Annotated in this window: 20 protein-coding genes; 9 read left to right on the forward strand and 11 right to left on the reverse strand. The window is 71.5% G+C overall.

Annotation, left to right across the window (positions count from 1 at the left end; genetic code table 11):
* On the forward strand, positions 1–454 hold a 454-nt coding region (locus CHC05_RS16220; protein ID WP_144022622.1), incomplete at its 5' end, for a sigma-70 family RNA polymerase sigma factor.
* Here the strand turns inward: CHC05_RS16220 and CHC05_RS16225 are convergent.
* The 3 genes from CHC05_RS16225 to CHC05_RS16235 form a co-directional block, all read right to left on the reverse strand.
* Entirely contained in the window at positions 447–3,413 is a 2,967-nt protein-coding gene (locus CHC05_RS16225; protein WP_089249606.1) for an AfsR/SARP family transcriptional regulator, read from the reverse strand. The two genes, CHC05_RS16220 and CHC05_RS16225, sit on opposite strands and share 8 nt — an antisense overlap.
* A gap of 76 nt (positions 3,414–3,489) precedes the next feature.
* On the reverse strand, positions 3,490–4,422 hold the full coding sequence (locus CHC05_RS16230; protein WP_144022623.1) for a hypothetical protein: 933 nt from the start codon (positions 4,420–4,422) through the stop codon (positions 3,490–3,492).
* 166 nt (positions 4,423–4,588) lie between these two features.
* Positions 4,589–5,503 carry an alpha/beta hydrolase gene (locus CHC05_RS16235; RefSeq protein ID WP_089249610.1) on the reverse strand — a complete coding sequence of 305 codons (915 nt, stop codon included), beginning with the start codon at positions 5,501–5,503 and terminating at the stop codon, positions 4,589–4,591.
* Between the two features lie 104 nt (positions 5,504–5,607).
* On the opposite strand from CHC05_RS16235, the gene CHC05_RS16240 reads away from it, so the two are divergent.
* A complete protein-coding gene (locus CHC05_RS16240; protein WP_089249612.1) occupies positions 5,608–6,498 on the forward strand; it encodes a helix-turn-helix domain-containing protein in 891 nt (296 codons plus the stop codon).
* Here CHC05_RS16240 and CHC05_RS16245 read toward each other — a convergent pair.
* Both CHC05_RS16245 and CHC05_RS16250 read right to left on the reverse strand, forming a co-directional pair.
* Positions 6,446–7,951 (reverse strand): hypothetical protein, encoded by a 1,506-nt coding sequence (locus tag CHC05_RS16245; protein ID WP_089249614.1) that lies wholly within the window; start codon positions 7,949–7,951, stop codon positions 6,446–6,448. The two genes, CHC05_RS16240 and CHC05_RS16245, sit on opposite strands and share 53 nt — an antisense overlap.
* Positions 7,948–8,199, reverse strand: a complete 252-nt coding sequence (locus CHC05_RS16250; RefSeq protein WP_089249616.1) for a hypothetical protein — start codon at positions 8,197–8,199, stop codon at positions 7,948–7,950. The genes CHC05_RS16245 and CHC05_RS16250 overlap by 4 nt, the downstream gene beginning before the upstream one ends.
* A gap of 82 nt (positions 8,200–8,281) precedes the next feature.
* Here CHC05_RS16250 and CHC05_RS16255 point away from each other — a divergent pair, with 82 nt between their 5' ends.
* Complete coding sequence (locus CHC05_RS16255; protein ID WP_089249618.1) at positions 8,282–8,959, forward strand: hypothetical protein; 678 nt, start codon at positions 8,282–8,284, stop codon at positions 8,957–8,959.
* Here the strand turns inward: CHC05_RS16255 and CHC05_RS16260 are convergent.
* Positions 8,945–9,928 carry a galactose-1-phosphate uridylyltransferase gene (locus tag CHC05_RS16260; protein WP_179266215.1) on the reverse strand — a complete coding sequence of 328 codons (984 nt, stop codon included), beginning with the start codon at positions 9,926–9,928 and terminating at the stop codon, positions 8,945–8,947. The genes CHC05_RS16255 and CHC05_RS16260 overlap by 15 nt on opposite strands.
* Before the next feature lie 67 nt (positions 9,929–9,995).
* Here CHC05_RS16260 and CHC05_RS16265 point away from each other — a divergent pair, with 67 nt between their 5' ends.
* A complete protein-coding gene (locus CHC05_RS16265; RefSeq protein WP_089249622.1) occupies positions 9,996–10,631 on the forward strand; it encodes an alpha-ketoglutarate-dependent dioxygenase AlkB in 636 nt (211 codons plus the stop codon).
* On the opposite strand, the gene lipB is transcribed toward CHC05_RS16265, so the two are convergent.
* From lipB to CHC05_RS16280, 3 genes are all read right to left on the reverse strand, one after another.
* Positions 10,628–11,281 (reverse strand): lipoyl(octanoyl) transferase LipB, encoded by a 654-nt coding sequence (lipB, locus tag CHC05_RS16270; protein WP_089250327.1) that lies wholly within the window; start codon positions 11,279–11,281, stop codon positions 10,628–10,630. The genes CHC05_RS16265 and lipB overlap by 4 nt on opposite strands.
* Positions 11,282–11,380: 99 nt before the next feature.
* Positions 11,381–12,028 (reverse strand): DUF2306 domain-containing protein, encoded by a 648-nt coding sequence (locus CHC05_RS16275; RefSeq protein WP_089249624.1) that lies wholly within the window; start codon positions 12,026–12,028, stop codon positions 11,381–11,383.
* Positions 12,025–13,011: an NAD(P)-dependent alcohol dehydrogenase gene (locus tag CHC05_RS16280; RefSeq protein WP_089249626.1), complete on the reverse strand. Its 987-nt coding sequence runs from the start codon at positions 13,009–13,011 to the stop codon at positions 12,025–12,027. Before CHC05_RS16280 ends, CHC05_RS16275 begins: the two co-directional genes overlap by 4 nt.
* An 89-nt stretch (positions 13,012–13,100) precedes the next feature.
* Between CHC05_RS16280 and CHC05_RS16285 the strand changes: the two genes are divergently transcribed.
* Positions 13,101–13,808, forward strand: a complete 708-nt coding sequence (locus tag CHC05_RS16285) for a TetR family transcriptional regulator (RefSeq protein ID WP_089249628.1) — start codon at positions 13,101–13,103, stop codon at positions 13,806–13,808.
* On the opposite strand, the gene CHC05_RS16290 is transcribed toward CHC05_RS16285, so the two are convergent.
* A complete protein-coding gene (locus CHC05_RS16290) occupies positions 13,805–14,425 on the reverse strand; it encodes a hypothetical protein (RefSeq protein ID WP_144022624.1) in 621 nt (206 codons plus the stop codon). The genes CHC05_RS16285 and CHC05_RS16290 overlap by 4 nt on opposite strands.
* A gap of 170 nt (positions 14,426–14,595) precedes the next feature.
* On the opposite strand from CHC05_RS16290, the gene CHC05_RS16295 reads away from it, so the two are divergent.
* Genes CHC05_RS16295 through CHC05_RS16310 form a run of 4 tightly spaced genes read left to right on the forward strand, consistent with a single transcriptional unit; the run spans position 14,596 to position 18,468 of the window.
* The gene (locus tag CHC05_RS16295; protein WP_245870920.1) at positions 14,596–15,726 is read left to right on the forward strand and encodes an ABC transporter substrate-binding protein; all 1,131 of its coding nucleotides are present in this window, start codon (positions 14,596–14,598) and stop codon (positions 15,724–15,726) included.
* Between the two features lie 2 nt (positions 15,727–15,728).
* Positions 15,729–16,646 (forward strand): ABC transporter permease, encoded by a 918-nt coding sequence (locus CHC05_RS16300; protein ID WP_245870922.1) that lies wholly within the window; start codon positions 15,729–15,731, stop codon positions 16,644–16,646.
* Positions 16,634–17,437, forward strand: a complete 804-nt coding sequence (locus CHC05_RS16305) for an ABC transporter permease (RefSeq protein ID WP_089249632.1) — start codon at positions 16,634–16,636, stop codon at positions 17,435–17,437. The genes CHC05_RS16300 and CHC05_RS16305 overlap by 13 nt, the downstream gene beginning before the upstream one ends.
* On the forward strand, positions 17,434–18,468 hold the full coding sequence (locus tag CHC05_RS16310) for an ABC transporter ATP-binding protein (RefSeq protein ID WP_089249634.1): 1,035 nt from the start codon (positions 17,434–17,436) through the stop codon (positions 18,466–18,468). Before CHC05_RS16305 ends, CHC05_RS16310 begins: the two co-directional genes overlap by 4 nt.
* Here the strand turns inward: CHC05_RS16310 and CHC05_RS16315 are convergent, their stop codons facing one another.
* Positions 18,469–19,149 carry an MBL fold metallo-hydrolase gene (locus CHC05_RS16315; RefSeq protein ID WP_179266216.1) on the reverse strand — a complete coding sequence of 227 codons (681 nt, stop codon included), beginning with the start codon at positions 19,147–19,149 and terminating at the stop codon, positions 18,469–18,471. It lies immediately after the preceding gene.
* Positions 19,150–19,173: the final 24 nt, after the last annotated feature.

The raw sequence follows: 19,173 nt of genomic DNA on the forward strand, positions 1-19,173 counted from the left end.
GCCGCGGCGGTTGCAGGAGCTGCGGCTGGCGATCTCGGAGGCCAACAGCTCGCTGCTGCAGACGCTGGGCCGCTCGCCGACGGTGGCGGACGTCGCCGCGCACCTCAAGATCTCCGAGGAAGAGGTCCTGGAGGGCCTGGAGGGCGCCCGGGCGTACAACGCGGTGTCGCTCTCGACGCCGACGGGCGACAGTGAGCGGGGCACGGAGCTCGGCGACCTGCTCGGGTCGGAGGACACCTCGTTCGAGCTGGCCGAGCTGCGCGTGGCGCTCGGGCCCGCGCTGGCGACGCTGGACGAGCGCGAGCAGAAGATTTTGACGCTGCGCTTCTACGGCAACCTGACCCAGTCGCAGATCGCCGACCAGATCGGCGTCTCCCAGATGCACGTCTCCCGACTGCTGGGGCGCGCCCTGACGAAACTGCGCGGCGAGCTGACCGAGAGCAGCTTCAGCTGAGCGCTTCGAGCCGCCAGGCCACCTCGTGTCGGTCGGGTGACTCGGACTGGTCGAACAGGGCCAGGGCCAGCTTCAGCAACTGCCAGGCCCGATCCGGGTGGTCGTCGGTCAGGCAGATCGCCATCCCGAGGGCAGCTCGGGCGCGCTCCCGCACGTATCCGATGGCGGCGGCCAACTGTGCCGCCTGCTCGTACGCCTCGAGCGCGCCCGGCTTCCCCGCGGCGATCAGCGTTTCGGCGAGGTCGCTGAGGGCCGTTGCCCGCACGTGGTTGGTCCGGGTCGAGCTGGACGCGTCCAACGCCAGTCGGTGGTGCCGCTCGGCCTGGTCGTACCACCCGAGGCCCCGATAGGCACTGCCCAGGTCGTTGAGCACGTCCGCGGCGTCGAAGTTCCGCTGTCGCTGGTGCAGCGCCAGGCAGCTGCGCAGGATCCGGCGGGCCGGCTCGAACTGGCCGAGGCGGAGTCGGGTTGCCCCGAGCGCGGCCAGCGCGGTGAGCACTCTGCGCACGTCGGTCGCCTGGCGGGCGACGAACAACGCGGTCCGGCCGGTGCGCAGGGCCGCTTCCGTGTGGCCAAGCTGCGCGTAGCACATCCCCAGAATCGTCAGCCAGCTCGACGTCATGTCCGGGGCGGGGTCCTGCGCGATGGCGTCTTCCAACATGCGAGCCGCGGCCGAGACCCGCCCCTGCACCAGGAACACCGTCGCCAGGTTGCTTCGACTGACGTAGAAGCCGCTCTGATCGCCGATGGCGCGCCGGATGTCGATGGCCTCCAGCAGGTGGCGCTCCGCCAACGCCACCTCGCCCATGGTGAAGTGCCCGGACGCCAGGTAGTTGTGGGCGGCGGCGGCCAGGCCGTCGTTGCCCAACGTCCGGGCGGCCTCCAGCGCGACCGTCTGGGTCTCCACGATCTCTTCGAGCGCGCTGTTGTTGAAGAGGTGTCGCCAGATCGCCGTCGCCAGCTGTGCGCCGCGTTGGTGGTGACCTGACGCCGAAGCCGAACGGATCAAGCTGAGCAGGTTCGCGTGCTCGGCGGCGAACCAACCGGGACCCGGGCTGCCCGGCGTTAGCTCGGGGCGAAGGGTCGGCGCCTGCTCGAAGTGGCGGAGAACCACCCCGGAAGCCTCGCCCGGAGCCAGGCTCAGCGCCGCCGCGGCCGCGTAGTAGTCGTAGCAGTTGGTCGTCCAACCCGCCCGGACCTCGGCGGCGTCGATCGCGCTCGCCAGGCTGGCCGCGAAGCTCTTCATCAGGTCGTGCAGTCGGTAGCGCTCCACGTCGTGTTCGACCAGCAGGTTCGCGTCGGCCAGCGCGTCGAGGTCCTGCTGGGTGCGCTCCACGGCACCGCCCGTCGCGGCGGCGATCGACTGCGCCGACACGTCGTCGAGTGGCAGCGCGCCGATCGCGCGGAACGCGGTCTGCGCGCCAACGGTCAGCCGCTCGTACGAGGTGCTGAACGCGGCGGTCACCGTGCGGTCCTCGGCGGACAGGTACGCCAGCACCGCGCCCTCACCCAGCCGCTTCGCGAGGTCGGCGAGGGTCCAGGCGGTGCGGCGGCGCACCCGGGCGCCGGCCAACCGCAACGCCAACGGATGGCGACCGCAGAGTTCGACGATCCGGGCAGCCGCCTCGGGCTCGGCGTCGACCCGTTCCCGGCCGACGATCGCGGCCAGCAGCGCGACGCCCTCACCACCGCTGAGCACCGGCAACGACTCGGACCACGTGCCGGTCGTGTCGGTCAGCCGCCCCCGGCTGGTCACGATGACGAGGCTGCCGGGAGCGTCGGGCAGCAGCTGGGCGATCTGCTCCGAGCTCGCGGCGTTGTCGAGCACCACCACGCAGCGCCGGCGCGCGAGCTCGCCCCGCCACACCGCGGCCCGCCCGTCCGCGCCCGGCGGCCGGGCCGCGGCCGGATAACCGAGCTGGTCGAGCAGGATGCCCAGGGCCACGCTCGTCTTGCGGGCGGATCCCTCGGCGTGGCCCCGCAGGTCGACGAAGAGCTGACCGTCGGGATAGCGGTCCTTGACCAGGCGGGCCGTGTGTACGGCCAGGGTGGTCTTCCCGATCCCGGGCATCCCGTCGATCATCCAGACCAGGCTCTCGTCGGCCTCGGCCAGCTTGTCGACGGACGCGGTCAACCGCTCCACGACGTCGTCGCGGCCGATGAATCCGTGCGGTGGCCGGGGAAGCCACGACCTCGGTGCCGGCCGCTCGGGCTCGACCTCGCCCGCGTCCCGCAGGATGTGCCGCTCGAGGTCGAGGAACTTCTGCGACGGATCCAGGCCCTGGTGCTCGCGCAGGTGGGCCCGGACCGCTCTCCCCACGGCGAGCGCCTCGGTGCGCCGGTCCGTGCGGTGCAGGGCGAGCATCAGCAACGCGGCCGGGCGCTCCCGCTCCGGATGGGTGGCGACGATCTCGCGCAGCACCGGGATCTGCTCGTCGGGGAATCCGATGTGGATGCGCGCCTCGGCCAGCCGCTCGGTCGCATCCAGCCGCTGTTCCTCCAGCGCCGCCCGAGCCGGGCCGGCGAAGGCCGCGACGACGTCGGCCAGGGCGCTGCCCCGCCACAGCGCCACGGCCTCGCCCAGCTTGCGGGAGGCGGCCGTCCAACTGCCACGGTCGGCGGCGTCGGCCGCCTCCGACACCCGGCGGCGGAACACCTGGTAGTCGAGCTGTTCCGCGGTGCTGACCAACAGGTAGCCACCGGTCGTGGTCACGATCGCCTCGGGATGGCCGGCAGCGAGCAACACCTTGCGGATCGCGGCCACGTCGTTCTGGATCTGGCTGCGCGCGGTCGACGGCGGAAGCGCACCCCAGATCGCCTCGACCAACTCCGTGACCGTCACGGCACGGTTCGGCGCGAGCAGCAGGTAGGCCAGCACCGCGCGGCGCCGGGGACGATCGAGGCGAACCCACCCTTGCCCGGCGCGAATATCGAGCGTGCCGAGCACCCGAAAGCGCATCTGTTCCTCACGCGTCGCGATCGCCCAAGCGTAGAGGACTGCCCGCGACCATGCGGGTCGCGGGCAGTCCCACCCGTCAGGCGGTCGGGCCGGTGAGCAGGTCGTGCATCTCGCGTACGACCGTGTCGGCGTCGATCTCGCCGCTGGCGTGCTTGTCGAGCAGGGTGCGCAGCCGACCGTCCAGGGACACGTCGGCGGCGACCTCCTTGATCGTGGCGAGGGTGGCGTCCTGGTCGGCGTCGATGCGCTTGAAGTCGTCCTGGAGCCGCCGCTCCACGTCGGGTGCGACGGACGCCACGGCCCGGCTGACGGCCTCCAGCTTGAGCGCCAGCGCCTCGAGCCGCGTGGTGGCGCCGATGGGTGCCTTCTTCGTCGGGCCACCGGCGACGGCGGGCCGGCCCGCGGCCAGGCCTTCCACTCGCCAGATCAACGCGTCCCAGTCTTGTTGCTTCACGGTTGCCATGAAATCGCCCTCTTCGGAGATCGCCTGGTTGATCAGGCGCAGCAGGAGTTTCCGGTAGGCGCCGGCGCGGCGGCCTTCACTGTCGCGGAAGAAGCTGGTGTGGGTGTGCGTCCGATGGTTGGAATCGCCGCCGCTCCTGATCTTCAGGACGTCGAAGGTCTTTACCTCGTCCCCATCGGGCGTATAGATGATTTCCCGGATGTCCTCCGTGCCCGGCACCTTGGCCTTGAGCGCCGCGACGTAGAGGTGGTTGAACCGCAGGAACGCCCGCTGCGCCCGCTTCTTGGCGGCCGTGTCGTTGGCCGCCTCGAAGCGCCACTCGTTGCCGAGGTCGAACGCGCTGGCCGCGTTGGTCGCGTGCTTGTCCCGGTTCGACTGGGTCAGCGAGTAGGCGTCGTCACGCAGTTGGTTCTTGCCGAGGTGGTAGCTGGTGCCGCCATCGGCGTGGTCGGTGTCGCCCAGGATGCCCAGGGCGTTGAACGGGATGTGGATCAGAGCTTTCACGTCGCGCTGAACCTCGACCAGATCAGCGGGATTGAACGTCACGTCGAGTACCTCCTCCCGGTGCGAACGCAAGCGTAGGACCGGGCATCCCGCCGACGGGACCGTCGATCAGCCGCATTCGCAGCGTCGCGCGCCCGACAACGGCCGCTGATCAGGCCTTTCTGGACCGGTCGCGTATCACCGACCGGTCCGGCACCTCCGTACTCCGTCAACGATCGCGGTACAGGTTCTCGGTGAAGAAGGCGGCTAGTTCCATGGCGGCCTGCGGGACGTACCGGTCGTAGAGGTCGACGTGGCTGGCGCCCTCGATCCAGTGGAGGCGTTTGGGCCCGCCGGCGTTCTCGAACGCGTGCTGGCTCATCCACGCGGTGACCGCGCGGGTGCCGACCACCATGAGCAGGGGGCGGGGCGCGATGAGCCCGATGTGCGTGAACGGGTCGAACGTCGCGATCCGGTCGATGCTGGAGACGGTGAACTGTTTCGCCGAGGCTGGGTGCTGTGCCCGATCAGTGCGGTAGTACTCCCAGCCGTCGAAGACGTGCTGGCCCGCCGAACGGGCCTCCTCCTCGGTCGCCGGGAAGAGGTCGAACATGCGCGGCGCCGCGCCCGCCGCCTCCGCCGTCCGCGCCTCGGCGGCCGCGTCCAGCAGGGCCTGCAGCACCGCCGGATCCTGTGTGCCGTCGGCGCCGACGCGGAACTGCCGGCCGATGTCGGCGGCGCTGACGGTCGCGACCGCCCGGATCCGGTGGTCGGCCGCGGCCGCCGGGATGACGTACCCGCCGGACGCGCAGATCCCGAGCGCGCCGATGCGCTCGCGGTCGACCTCGGCGCGGGTGGTGAGGTACGACACGGCGGCCTTCAGGTCCTCGATCCGCTGGGCCGGATCCTCGAGCCCGCGCGGCTCGCCGCCGCTGGCACCCTGGTGGGCGGCGTCGAAGGTCAGCGCGACGAACCCGGCCTCGGCCAGCCGTACGGCGTACGCGCCGGCCGCCTGTTCCTTCACCCCGCTCGCGGGGTGCCCCACGACGATTCCCGCGCGGGGCCTGCCGGTGTCGCCGGAGGGTGTGTAAAGGTGTCCGGCGAGAGTGATGCCGGCGCTCTGGAAGGTCACATCGGTTCTCATGGGTCGAGCGTCCGTCGCGGCACGCGAACCGTGCAGAGGCGAGTTCCAGCCTGGGAAGAATCCTTCCCTCCCAGCACCGGGACGGGCCGAGCAACACTTGTCGCATGCCCGAGATGCGCCGCTCCGAGCTCGGGGCGTTCCTCAAGGCCCGCCGTGCGGACCTCCGACCCGCGATGGTGGGACTGTCGGAGGACGGCACGCCGCGCCGGGTGCCCGGGTTGCGGCGGGACGAGGTGGCCCGGTTGGCCTCGGTCAGCGTCGACTACTACACCCGGCTCGAACAGGGCCGGCTGCCGGCGTCCGCGACCGTCCTCGGATCGCTGTCCCGCGCGCTGCGGCTGGACGAGGCTCAGCGGGCCTACCTCTACGACCTGGCCGGCAAGCCGATGCCGAGCCGACCGCACCGGCCCGAGCAGCGCGTGCGTCCCGCGATGCAACGCCTGCTCGACCGGCTCGACCAGGCCCCGGCCATGGTGCTGGGCCGATACAACGACATCCTCGCCTGGAACGCGGCCGCGGCCGCCCTCTACGAGGACTTCGCCCGGCTGACGCCCGCCGAGCGCAACTACACGCGGCTGGTGTTCCTCAGCCCGACCTTCCAGGCGCTGCACGTCGACTGGGAGGACGCCGCCCGGGTGGGCGCCGCGACGCTGCGGATGGAGGCGGCCCGCGACCCCGACGACCCGCGCCTCGCGGACCTGGTCGACGAGCTGTCCCGGCGCAGCGCCGAGTTCCGGCAGTGGTGGTCGGGCTGGGTCGTCTCGACCGCCAGCTATGGCACCAAACGGTTCCGGCATCCGCTCGTCGGCCCGCTGACCCTCGACTGTGACACCTGGGCCAACCCGGACGATCCCGAGCAGCGGCTCGTCGTGCTCACCGCCGAGGCGGGCAGCCCGTCCGACGAAGCCCTGCGCATCCTGACGTCGTGGAACGCCGAGCTGATCACCCCGTCAGGCGGCCGACCGCGGCCAGGACCAGCGCCTCGGCTTCGGTGACGAGCAGCGGCGGCGCCTTTCGGCGGCGGCGGACCGCCCAGGTGTGGTTGAGGTCGTCGACGAACCGTTGCCGCTCGACCAGGAACGCCAGCTCGGGGTCGGCGCGGGCCTGGTCCCACATGAGGTCTTCGGTCGCCGCCAGCAGCGCGCGGCCGAGGTAGGACCACGCCTTCGGCAGGTAGGCGACCTTCTCGACGCGTTCGGCCGCGCACGAGTAGAGGCAGGCGATGGCGTAGAGGGTGCGGGCGTCGCCGGCGGCCGTCGGTGGCTGGTCGCGTAGCTCCTCGGCGGCGACCGCGGTGGCCGCCAGATCGCCCGAGAGGATCGCGCACTTCAACCGGCGTACGCGCTGCCGCTCCCGTTCGTCGGCCAGCTCGGTGGCCGTGCTCGACCGCACGTTGTCACCCGGGTTGGTGACCAGCCGCTGCTCGGCCTCGGCCCAGCTCTCGCTCGCGTCGAGGAACGCCCGGCGGGCCTTGGTCTCTACGTTTTCCGCACGGTAGGCGAAGCCGAGCCGCTCCTGGACGGCCCCGCGGATCGCCGCCGGACGGTGGTAGGCGCGCAGCGCGAACCCGACCTGGTCGAGGTCGTCGAGCGCCTCGGCACCGAAGGCCAGCGTGTGCCCCGCGTATTCCTTCATCGCGTCGAGGGTCAGCGCAGCCGCCAGCATCCGTTGGAGCTCGAGCCGGGTGGCCAGCGAGCGGCGGCGGCTCAGCCACGGCACCCGGAGCCCACCGGCCGGCATCGCCCGCAGGCGGCGGGCGACCAGCCGCAGCGCGACCCAGTGTGCGGCGGGCTCGATCAGCGCGACGAGCCGCTCCTGCCACGACTGTCCAGAAGGGTCGGTGCCGAGGGGTTCCCATAGCGTCGTCGCGGCGATCGGCGAGCCGTCGAGCTCGTGCAGCTCGATCGCGAGCCCGAGCCGCTGGTTGCCGGCGTCACCCCGCAGCAACGGTGCGGTCTGCACCAGGCAGCCGCGCGGGCTGGGCAGCGCGGAGCTGAGGGCGCCGAGGATGCCGTCGGCCTGGCCCGGTGCGACGGCCCGCAGGCCGTTGGCCACCGTCGCCATCGTGTCCTTGGCGGCCGACGTGATCGGCTCGGTGTCGTCGGTGATCGCGATCTCGGTCGGCAGTCGCTGCAGCCGCACGTCGCGCTGGAACACGTCGTCGACGATGCCCCGCGCGGCCGCCGCCTCGTCGGCGAGTGCCGCCTGGACCCGTTGCCGCAACCAGGGCGACAGCGTCAACGCCTCGCCCTCGCTGCCGGCGATCGCCGCCGGCAGCGGGGCGGTGTCGTTGATGACCAACTGCTGCCGCAGCCGTTCGCGGATCGCCCGGGTCAGCCCGACCAGGATCACCACGACCGCCACGACCGCGGCGGCGGCCAGCGTCGCCTTGCTGATCGTGTCGGCCAGCGCGCCGACCTCGTCGATGCTGAACGCGGCGGGGGTCATCGGGTCGGGTCGTCCCCTTGCGGCTCGCCGTCGTCTGCGAAGGTCGGCCCGATCCAGCCGCGCTCCGGACGCTCCTCGGTCGCGCCGGGCCACTGCTCGGGCTGCTCGGGCTGTTCGGGCTGCTCCGCGGCCAGGCCCTCGCGGACCAACCGGACGAGGGTCTCGTCGTCGACCTCGACGACGCTGCCGGCCGGATGGTTGATGCCGTCGCCGTCTGTCCACTCCTGATCGAGTCGTGCCCGCGCCATTGCATCTCCAATCGTCCCGGCTCAATCTAGAGAAAGCGCCGCCGCTGAGCGACCCCTGTGGACAACCGTCGAGGGAGGGAAGATGTCGGATAACTTCCTGCCGTCACGCCACGGGTTCACGTTCGACAACGTGTGGCCCGCCCAACCCGCCGTCGTCGTGCCCACCCCGTTCGGCGACGTGCCCTTCGGCAAGGCCAACGGCGGCCTCTGCGGCGGCATGGTGTTCGCCGCCCTCGACTACTGGAACGCCGGCCGGCAACCGCCCGCCAGCCGCCCGCCGCTGGGCACCCCGCTCTACTCGTTCATCGTGCGCCGGCTGCTGGAGTCGTGGCGGCTGCCGGGCGGGGTCGCCAAATACTACGAGTGGATGGGCATGCCCGACACCGACTCACCGACGTTCCAGCTCTTCGGGCGCCCGTTGCTGACCCGGCGCGGCATCGTCTACCGCACCGTCAGTGGCGAGTGGCCGAGCATCCGCACCGAGCTCGACCGTGGCTCGCCGGTGCCCCTCGGCGTGATCACCGTGTCGTCGCGACAACCCAAAGACCTGGCCCTCAACCACCAGGTCCTGGCGTACGCGTACGCCACCAACGGAAATGCCGTCACGGTTCGCGTCTACGACCCCAACCGGGGCAAGCGCGACGACATCGGGATCACGTTCCAGGCCGGTGCGTTCACCCACAACCTCGGCATCGGCGGGCGACCGGTGCGCGGGTTCTTCCGCACCGGCTACCGGGCGCAACGGCTACCGGGCGGCTGACACGGCCTTGGCCAGCTCCGGCGCGGTCTCCTCGGGCCGGCTGGGGTTGACCAGCAGGCCGGTGGCCAGTTCCAGGCCGGCGAACGTGGTCGTCCGCGGGTGGATCTCGACGTGCCACTGCCACCACCGGGCCACCTCTTTGGCCTCCACATCGGATGGTCCGGCGTGGACGACCAGGTTGTAGGCCGGGTTGTCGAGCACCTCGGCGAGACCGCGCAGCAACGGCGGCAGGATCCGGGCGACGGCCGCGAGCCCGTCGTCCGTGGCGTCCGCGAGGGTGCCGCGCCCGTCGCCGGGCACCAGGACCGTCTGGTGCGGCACCGCGGCGGCGTACGGCTGGTAGACCAGCACTCCGTTGTCGGCGACCACCCGTTCGGCCGCCGTGCGCTCGGCGGTGGCCAGGTCGTCGACCAGCCGGCGGCCGGTGTCGGTGTAGTGGCCGCGAGCCAGCCGCCACCGCCCCATCAGCCCCGGCGGGGCCTGGTCGAGCGCGACCAGTTGGCTGTGCGGGTGCCGCAACGACGCCCCGGCGGCGACACCGTAGTTCCGAAACACCACGACGGCGGCGGGTCGCGGCCCGCTCAGCGCCCGGGACCGCTCCCGAAGGGCCCCCAGGACGTCGAGCGCCTGCTCGTACGTGGCCGACTTGAGATCCCAGTCGTGGTCCGGCGACTCGACCAGCACCTCGTGGTCGCCGGTCGCCGGAAACCTCGGGAACAGCCCGGTCGCGCTCTCCAGGTCGGCGGCGGGGCTCACGATCGGGTATTTGTTGGCGAACGCCCGGACCCGCCAGGCCCCGTCGCCGGCGGCCGGCACCCGCAGCCGCTCGGGCGGCGTCTGCTCCTCGTGCCCCGGACAGAACGGGCAGCCCGTCGAGGCCCGCCGCGCGTCGTCCGGCCGCTCGGCCCGCTTCGGCGCGCTGAGGCGCCACTCGCCTGTCTCGGCGTCGACCCGTGTCTCGGTGATCACGATGTTCAACTTAATGGATCAAGCCACCCGTTAGCACTGTTGTGCTAAAGCGCGCTACGCTGCGGTTATGCACGGCATCGCACACCAGCCATCGATGTTCGACCTGGTCGAGGAGCCAACGCTCGGCCAGCTCGACGGGCGCGTCCAACGCACCCAGCTCACCCGGGGCGCCTGGGTCGACCACCTGCCCGGCTGGGTCGACGGCTCCGAGGTCATCCTCGAGACGCTGCTGGGAGACATCGGTTGGCGAGCCGAACGCCGCGAGATGTACGAGCGAGAGGTCGACGTGCCGCGCCTGCTGCGCTGGTACGACGCCGACGAGGAGCTGCCGCACCCGCTGCTCACGTCGGCGCGCGAGCACCTGACGTCCTACTACCAGCAGGAGCTGGGCGAGCCGTTCGTGACGACGGGCATGTGCCTCTACCGAGACGGCCGCGACAGCGTCGCCTGGCACGGCGACACGACGGGCCGCTCGTCGAGCCAGGACACCCTGGTCGCGATCGTCTCGTTCGGCTCACCCCGCCCGCTGCTGCTCCGCCCCCGCGGCGGCGGCTCCGACAGCCTGAAGTTCCCCCTGGGCCACGGCGACCTGGTCGTGATGGGCGGCTCGTGCCAACGCACCTGGGAACACGCGATCCCGAAGACCGCCAAGAAGGTCGGCCCCCGGGTCAGCGTCCAGTTCCGCCCGGTCGGCGTCAGCTAGCAACCGAGGTGCCGCGCGACGACGTCGCGGATGGTGGCCTCGTCCGGCAGGGTGCCACCCTGCGCTTCCGCGATCTCGCGCAGGGAGGTCATACGTACGCCGTCGAGCCGACATGCCGTGAACCGCTCGAAGACGCTGAGGTCGGGGTCGATGTTGAGCGCGAACCCGTGGCTGGTGATGCCCCCACCGATCCGCATGCCGATCGAGGCGACCTTGGCGTGGTCCGGCGTCCACACCCCGACGAGGCTGTCCGAGCCCTTCGGCGTATCGCGCCGGATGGTGTCGAGACCAAGGTCGGCGATCGCGCCGATCAGTGCGTTCTCCACCCAGCGGACGATGTCGGCCGGGCCTCGTTCGCGCAAGTTCATGACGAGGTATCCGATCAGTTGCCCGGGCCCGTGGTAGGTCGCGTACCCACCCCGGTCGACTGCCACCACGGGCAACCAGTCGCGATCCGCGGGCAGATCCTCCGTCGGCGTGTGCCGGCCGTAGGTGATCACCGGCGGGTGGCTGAGCAGGAACAGGCGGTCGGGAGCCGCGCTGCTCCGGCGCTGGTCGACCCACTCCCGCATGTCGCTGAGTGCTTCTTCGTAGGGCACTTCGCCAAGGTCGACCCGGCGCAGTCCCGTACGCGTCGCGTTCGTTGTCATCGCCTCCATACTGCTCGCCGGCCGGGCGTTGCTCGCCGTGACCGACGCCACGGCCATCAGTAGCCGGCGCTTCATCCGGCCTCTTGGCCATGCCTTTGGTCAGGCGCTGGCGGGCCTTGCGCGGCGGCGCCGGGCCGCGACAGCCGGCGCCCGGCGGATGGCCCACTCGGCGACCGCCGCGTTGATGACCCAGCCCATCGATATCGAGATGGCGGTGGTCAGGTCGCTCGTGCCGAACAAGCCCTCTCCGATGCTCCCGGTGAACGCCTGGGTGCCCGCGGCGACCGCCAGGGCGTAGGCGCGGATCATCCAGGCCCGGTGGGTGGCGATGTCGCGCCGCCGGATCGCGGCGAAACCCAGCACGATGGCCGCTCCCATGGCCGAACTGACCACAAGCCGGACGCCCCACAGCAGGTCGCCGCCCGGTGCGTCCGGGTAGAACAGCGTCATCCAGAGCCCGGAGCCGGCGACGAGCAGACCCGCCCCGACCAACACCCGGCCTGCCCTTCGGTGCCAGGCCGGCCGGCTCCGGCGCAGGCGGGCCGAGAACTGGAACGCGCCGAGGAAGGCGTAGACGATCGCCGCGAGCACGTGCACCACCACCGGCGCCGGAGAGGCGTCGACGCGCGGGTTGCCAGGCAGCAGCTGCGGGCCGCCGGCCAGTTCGAGTAGCCGCAGTGAACCGGCTACGGCCGGGACGAGGGTCAGGGCGACCAGCGCCACCGGGACGCGCCAGCCGCGGGTCATGCGTCGGCGTCCGTGGTGATGACGACCTTGGCTCGGGCGTGTTCGGTCTCCAGATAGCGGATGGCGTCGGGGACCGCGGCCAGTGGGTAGGTCCGGTCGATGACCGGGGTGAGGCGGCCGGCTTCAACGTGGGCGCGGAGCGTTTCGAGGTGCTCCCGGCCGGGGACGGCGGCTGGGATCTCGATGCGCTGGCGCACGAACGGCGCGAGCAGGCGGCCGCGGGCGAAGAGCAGGGCCGGGCCGATCAGGACGCCGCCCCGGTAGACACCGCCGCCGGACAGGATGAGAGTGCCGCGCGGGGTCAGGGCCCGCCGCAGCGCGGTCAGTGAGCGATTGCCCACCAGGTCGAGCACCACGTCGTGCCGGTCGACAACTCGGGCGAAGTCGACGCGTGTGTAGTCGATGACGTCGTCGGCGCCGAGCGAAGCCACGAGGTCGACGTTGCGGGTGCTGCACACTCCGGTGACGGTCGCGCCGGACGCCTTGGCCAGTTGGACCGCCAGGGTGCCGACCCCGCCCGAGGCGCCGTTGATCAAGACGCTCTGGCCCGGCTCGATGTATCGCACGCACGCCAGCGCCGTGACACCGGCCAGCGGCAGCGCGGCCGCTTGCCCCGCCGTCAGGTTCTCCGGCGCCAAGCAGACCAGGGACTCCGGCACGCACACGTACTCGGCGAACGCGCCGTTGGCCTCGCCCAGGTCGCCGAAGACCGCGTCGCCCGGGCGCACCTGCTGGACATCGGCGCCGACGGCCGAGACCCGCCCGGCGAAGTCGCGGCCACGGATCCGTGCGCGCGGCCCGGAGCTGCCGAACGACAACCGCGCGAGCCGGGGGTCACCTCGCATGATGTGCCAGTCGTACGCGTTGAGCGCCGCGGCCTCGATCCGCACCAGCACCTCGTTGTCCGCCGGCGTCGGCGTCGCGACGTCCGCGAGCGCGAGGACGGATGGCGGACCGTATCGATCCTGCACGATGGCTTTCATGACTCCCTCCCCGGGTGTACGGTGTACACCTCCTTGTAGAACAAGGTAGGTGTACGGCGTACACCTGTCAATGCGGTTAAGGTTTCGAAATGGCTGAGCAGGTCGAGACGCTGCGCCGGACGCCGCTGAGCAGGGACCGGGTCCTGCGCGCGGCCGTCGCGCTGGCCGACGAGGCCGGCATCGAATCCCTCAGCATGCGCAAACTCGCGCAGGAGCTCGGCGTCGTGCCGATGGCCCTCTACAAGCACGTGGCCAACAAGGACGAGCTGCTCGACGGCATGATCGACGTGGTCGTCGGCGAGATCGACCCGCCGGTGGCCGGCGGCGGCTGGAAGCGCGTGCTCCGCCGGCGGATCCTCTCGGCGCGGCAGGCGCTGCTCCGGCACCCGTGGGCGCCGATCGCGATCGAGTCGCGGAACCAGGCGACGCCGGCCATCCTCGGCTACCTCAACTCGATGGTCGGGACGCTCCGCGACGAGGGCGGGTTCTCCACCGACCTCGCCCACCACGTGATGCACGCGATGGGCAGCCGGATCCTGGGCTTCAGCCAGGAGCTGTTCGACGACTCACGGCGCGCCGGCCGGTCCGGCCCCGCCGATCCCGAGCCACCGGTGGGCTTCCCGGCCGAGGCCGCCGCCGCGTTCCCGCACCTGGCGGCGATCGCGGGCGCGGCGTCCCACGACGACGCGTCGGTCGTCGGCCCGGGTTGCGACGACCAGTTCGAGTTCGAGTTCGCCCTGGACCTGCTGCTGGACGGCATCGAACGCCTGCGCCAGCAGGGCTGGACCTCTGTCTAGCGCAGCCAGCGGCGGAGCCGGTCGTAGCGGTCGCCCGGCGGCGTGGTGGGTGGAACGCGACGCAGCTCGGCCTCGGTCGCGGGGCGCGCGGCGAACACCGCGCGCCGCAGGAGCTCGCGGTCGACCGCGACACCGCCTTCGGCGCTGACGATCACGTCGCCGCGACGGAGGACGTAGCCGTGCACGTCGTCGCGCCGCAGGTATTTCAGGTCCGGGCCGTCCGGCGAGCACGTCGAGATCGAGCACTGGTCGCCGTTGTCGGCCCGCACGGCGAAGACGATGATCCGCACGCTTTCCTCCCCGGTGCGGTGATCGGCCCGCAGGTACTGCACACCGGATGGCATCGCGAGCGGGCCCGCGACCACCACGACCAGGTCCCTGACGGCGACCTGGTAGCCGTGCTCGACGACCCCGCGGCGGTAGACGAGCCCGGGTTCCGGAAAGCACTGCGCCGCACTCAACGGCGAGTCGAAGAGGGTCTCGCCGCAGCCGGGGCCGCCCGGGTGGCGCTGGTACTCGGGGCCGTAGCCGATGACGTTGACGTACTGCAGTGGGGGAATCGTGCTGCGGTCGCTCGGCATGAACTCGCCCGTGCCGAGCCGGTGACGCACGGGCACGTTTCGGACGAGGGCGCTCATCCCGCCGGGCGGCGGCAGGCCTGGTCATCCAATCGCCACGGGGCCGCCTCTCGCCGTTGAGCTGCGCGCCACCACGGGCCGCGCATGATCATGCCGGCAAAAAATCTACGAGGCCGGTCCAGTGACGGACCGGCGAGAAGGGAGGATCCGTGCGATTCTCGATAGCCCGCGGGACCGCCCTGGTCGCGGTCGCCGCCGCGATGGTCGGTGTCACCGCTTGTGCCCCGCCGTCGAGCAACAACGAGGCCGCCGCCAGTGACGCGGCGAAGGCCACGAGCGCCGCCGACCTGGGCGGCCTGGACAAGCTCGTCGAGGCCGCCAAGAAGGAAGGCGCGCTCAACGTCATCGCGTTGCCGCCGGACTGGGCCAACTACGGCGAGATCATCACCGCTTTCACCGCGAAGTACGGCATCAAGGTGAACTCGGCGCAGCCGGACGCATCCAGCCAGGACGAGATCAACGCCGCCAAGCAGCTCAAGGGGCAGGGCGGCGCGCCGGACGTGTTCGACCTCGGCTCGGCGGTCGCGCTGGCCAACACCGCGACGTTCGCGCCGTACAAGGTGACGGCCTGGGACGACATCCCGGCCGCGCTCAAGGACGCCAGCGGCACGTGGGTCAACGACTACGGCGGCTACATGTCGATCGGGTACGACTCGTCGAAGGTGCCGGCTCCCACCAGCATCGCGGACCTGCTCGGCTCGGCGTACAAGGGGAAGGTCGCCCTCAACGGTGACCCGACGCAGGCCGGTGCGGCGTTCAACGGCGTCGTCGCGGCTTCGCTGGGCAACGGCGGTTCCGCCGACGACATCGCCAAGGGCGTCGACTTCTTCGGTGCGCTGAAGAAGTCGGGCAACTTCCTGCCCGTCGACCCGACCCCGGCGACGATCGAGTCTGGCCAGACTCCGGTCGTCTTCGACTGGGACTACCTCAACGTGGCCCAGGGCGCCAAGCTCAAGGGCAAGGTCGAGTGGAAGACCGTCGTTCCGGCGAACGCGGTGCTCGGCTCGTACTACGTGCAGGCCATCAGCGCCGACGCGCCGCACCCCGCGGCCGCCCGGCTCTGGCAGGAGTTCCTCTACAGCGACGAGGGCCAGAACCTGTGGCTCAAGGGTGGCGCCCGTCCCGTGCGGGCAGACGCCATGACGAAGGCCGGCACGCTCGACAAGACCCTGTTCGACGCGCTGCCCCCGGTCAACGGCACCCCGGTCTTCCTGACCGACGCCCAGACCAAGTCGGCCAACGACTACCTCGCCGCCAACTGGGCCAAGGCCATCGGCTGACGATGACCGCCCCCACCACGGGGACGCTCGGGGCGCCGACCACCACCGCTGTACGGGGTGGTCGGCGCCACCGGTCGCGGCTCCGCGACCTGCTGGGCGTCGTGCCGTTCTTCGTGTACGTCGTCATCTTCCTGTTCGTTCCGACGATCGTCGTGGTCGTCGGGGCCTTCGCCGGCGACGACGGCCGTCCCACGCTCGACAACATCTCGGCGCTGGCGGACGACTACATCGTCGAAGCCTTCGTCCGCAGCATCACGCTGTCGGCCGCGACGGCGGTCCTCGGCGCCGTCCTCGGCGCGGTGATCGCCTACGCCGTCGTGACCGCCGGACCGGACAGCCTGGTCCGCCGGCTCGTCACCTCGGCCTGCGGTGTGCTCGCCCAGTTCGGTGGCGTGACGTTGGCGTTCGCCTTCATCGCGACGATCGGGTTCAGCGGATTCGTCACGGTGTTCCTCAAGGACTCCCTCGGCATCGACATCTTCTCGGGCGGCGTGTGGTTGTTCGAGCTGCCCGGCCTGGTCCTCGTCTACACGTACTTCCAGGTGCCGTTGATGGTCATCGTCTTCCTCCCGGCGCTCGACGGGATCCGTCCACAGTGGCGTGAGGCGACCGAGAGCCTCGGCGGGTCGACCTGGTACTACTGGCGCCGCGTGGCGGCACCCCTGCTCGCGCCCGCGTTCCTCGGCTCCACCCTGCTCCTGTTCGCCAACGCGTTCTCCGCGTACGCCACGGCGGCCGCGCTGGTCAGCCAGGGCGCCCCGATCGTGCCGCTGCAGATCCGCTCCGCGCTGACCAGCGAGGTGCTCCTCGGCCGGGAGAACCTGGGCAAGGCGATGGCGCTCGGCATGGTCCTCGTCGTCGCGCTCGTCATGTGGCTCTACGGCCTGCTACAGCGAAGGACAGCACGATGGCTGGATTGAGACAGCGACGCGTCCGGCGCCAGCGGGCCCTCCGCTGGATCGTGGTAACGCTGTTCGCGGTGCTGACTCTGCTGCCGCTCGTCGCCATGTTCGAGTTCACCACCCGGGACGGGTGGGACACCTGGCGCGTCTTCTTCGACTGGAAGGCGCTCGGCGAGACGTACCCGATTCTCTGGACCGGCATGAAGGCCTCGTTCTGGCTCGTGCTGCTCTCGGTGGCGCTGACCCTGGTGCTGCTGGTGCCGACCGTGGTCTGGGTGCGCCTGCGGCTGCCCCGGCTGCGCCGGGTCGTCGAGTTCGTCAGCCTGCTGCCGTTGACGATCCCGGCCATCGTGCTCGTCGTCGGCCTCGCGCCCGTGTACGCGTGGGTCGTCTACTTCGTCGGCGGGTCCTCGGTGACGCTCTTCCTCGCGTACACCGTCCTCGCCCTGCCCTTCGCCTACCGCTCCATCGACGCCGGCCTGTCGGCGATCGACGTGCGGACGCTGTCGGAGGCCGCGCGCAGCCTCGGCTCGAGCTGGGCGACGGTCATGTGGCGCGTGGTCCTGCCGAACATCCGCTCCGCCGTGCTCTCCGCCGCGTTCCTCACGGTGGCTCTGGTCCTCGGCGAGTTCACCATCGCGTCCCTGCTCAACCGCGCCAACATCCAGGTCGCCATCAACCAGCTCGGCAAGAGCAGCGCGACGATGTCGGTCGCGGTGTCCCTCGCGGCGCTGGTGCTCGCCTTCGTGCTGCTGTTCCTGCTCTCCTTCGCCGGTCGCAGGCGCAATCGGGAAAGGAAGACATCGTGACGTCGTCCGGGGTACGCCTTTCGGCCTTACGCCGCAAGTTCGGAAACGTGCACGCCCTCGACGGGCTCGACCTCGACCTGGCGCCGGGCGAGCTCGTGGCTCTGCTCGGGCCGTCGGGTTGCGGCAAGACCACAGCCCTGCGCATCCTGGCCGGCCTGGAGGACGCGGACTCGGGCCGCATCATCGTGGGCGACCGGGACATCGCGAACGTGCCAGCCAACAAGCGCGGCATGGGCATGGTGTTCCAGGCGTACAGCCTCTTCCCGCACCTGACCGCGATCGAGAACGTGGAGTTCGGCCTGCGGCTGCGCAAGCAGTCCTCGACCGTGCGGCGCCGGCGGGCGCAGGAGATGCTCGACCTGGTTGGCATCGGCGCCCACGCCGCGCGTTTCCCGCAGCAACTCTCGGGCGGCCAGCAGCAGCGGGTGGCCCTGGCGCGGGCGCTGGCGTTCGAGCCTTCGGTGCTGCTGTTGGACGAGCCGCTCTCGGCCCTCGACGCGAAGGTCCGGGTGCAGCTGCGCGAGGAGATCCGCCGCATCCAGCTCGAGGTCGGCACGACGACCCTGTTCGTGACGCACGACCAGGAGGAAGCGCTGGCCATCGCGGACCGCGTCGGGGTGATGCGCGCCGGCCAACTGGAGCAGATCGGTTCGCCGGAGGACATCTACCGCACCCCGGCAACGCCGTTCGTGGCCGAGTTCGTCGGCCTGAGCAACCGCTTGGCGGGCCGCGTCACCGGCGATGTCGTCGAGGTGCTCGACACGAAGCTGCCGCTGGTCGGCTCTGTCCAGGATGGACCCGCGACGGCGCTGGTCCGCCCAGAGTCGGTCGACGTGACGGCCGACCCCGCCGGGGCGGGGCGGGTGGTCGCGGTGAGCTTCCTCGGCCCCCTGGCCCGCGTGACGGTGGCGCTGCCGGACGACACGCTGGTGGTCGCTCAACTGGAGAGCGCCCGCCTGCCCGAGCTGCCGACCGGCACGGCGGTGCGGGTCGTCCTGCGCCCGGTCCCGGTGGTCGTCTCGGCCGGCTAGCTAGGCGGTGGCTTGGCGGGCGGCCAGGGCGCGGAAGCGGTCCACCGCCCGGCCACGCACGGCCGAGCCGTGCCCGAACACGGCCACGTCGAAGTCGAGCTCGGCCAGGCGGGCGACGCTGGCCCGGGCCGCCGTCAGGTCGTCGGTCATCGCGCGCGGCGTGGCCCGCACCTTGCCCGCGGCGCTGCCGGCCGCGTCGCCGGTGAACAGCACACCCCCGCCGCGGTCGAGCAGGTAGGAGACGTGACCCGGGGTGTGGCCGGGCGTGTGGAACGCACGCATGCCGACGACGTCCAGTGGGCCGTCGGCGGTGAGCATCTCGTCGACGGGAGCCGGCTCAGGGTCCTTGACCACGAGCCCGGCGAGTCTCTGCACCGCGGTCAGCGCCGGCCGCCGTGCGCCCGTGATGACCGGGACGTCCAGCTCGTGTGCCACCACCCGCGCCCCGGAACGCCGCCGAAGCTCGGCCAAGCCACCGACGTGGTCCATGTGCTGATGGGTGACCAGGATGGTGGTGATGTCGCCGACCGCACGCCGCGCGTGGGCCAACGCCCGTAAGACGGCCGGCGCCCGACCCGGCAGGCCGGTGTCCACCAGCACCAGCCCGTCATCCATCACGACCAGGTGCAGGTTGACGAACCCGGTGCGCAGCTCCAACACCCCTTCGGCCACCTCGCGCATGCCCATCATCGTCCCATCGAACGG

This window comes from Asanoa hainanensis (genome assembly GCF_900188485.1).
GTDB lineage: Bacteria > Actinomycetota > Actinomycetes > Mycobacteriales > Micromonosporaceae > Asanoa > Asanoa hainanensis.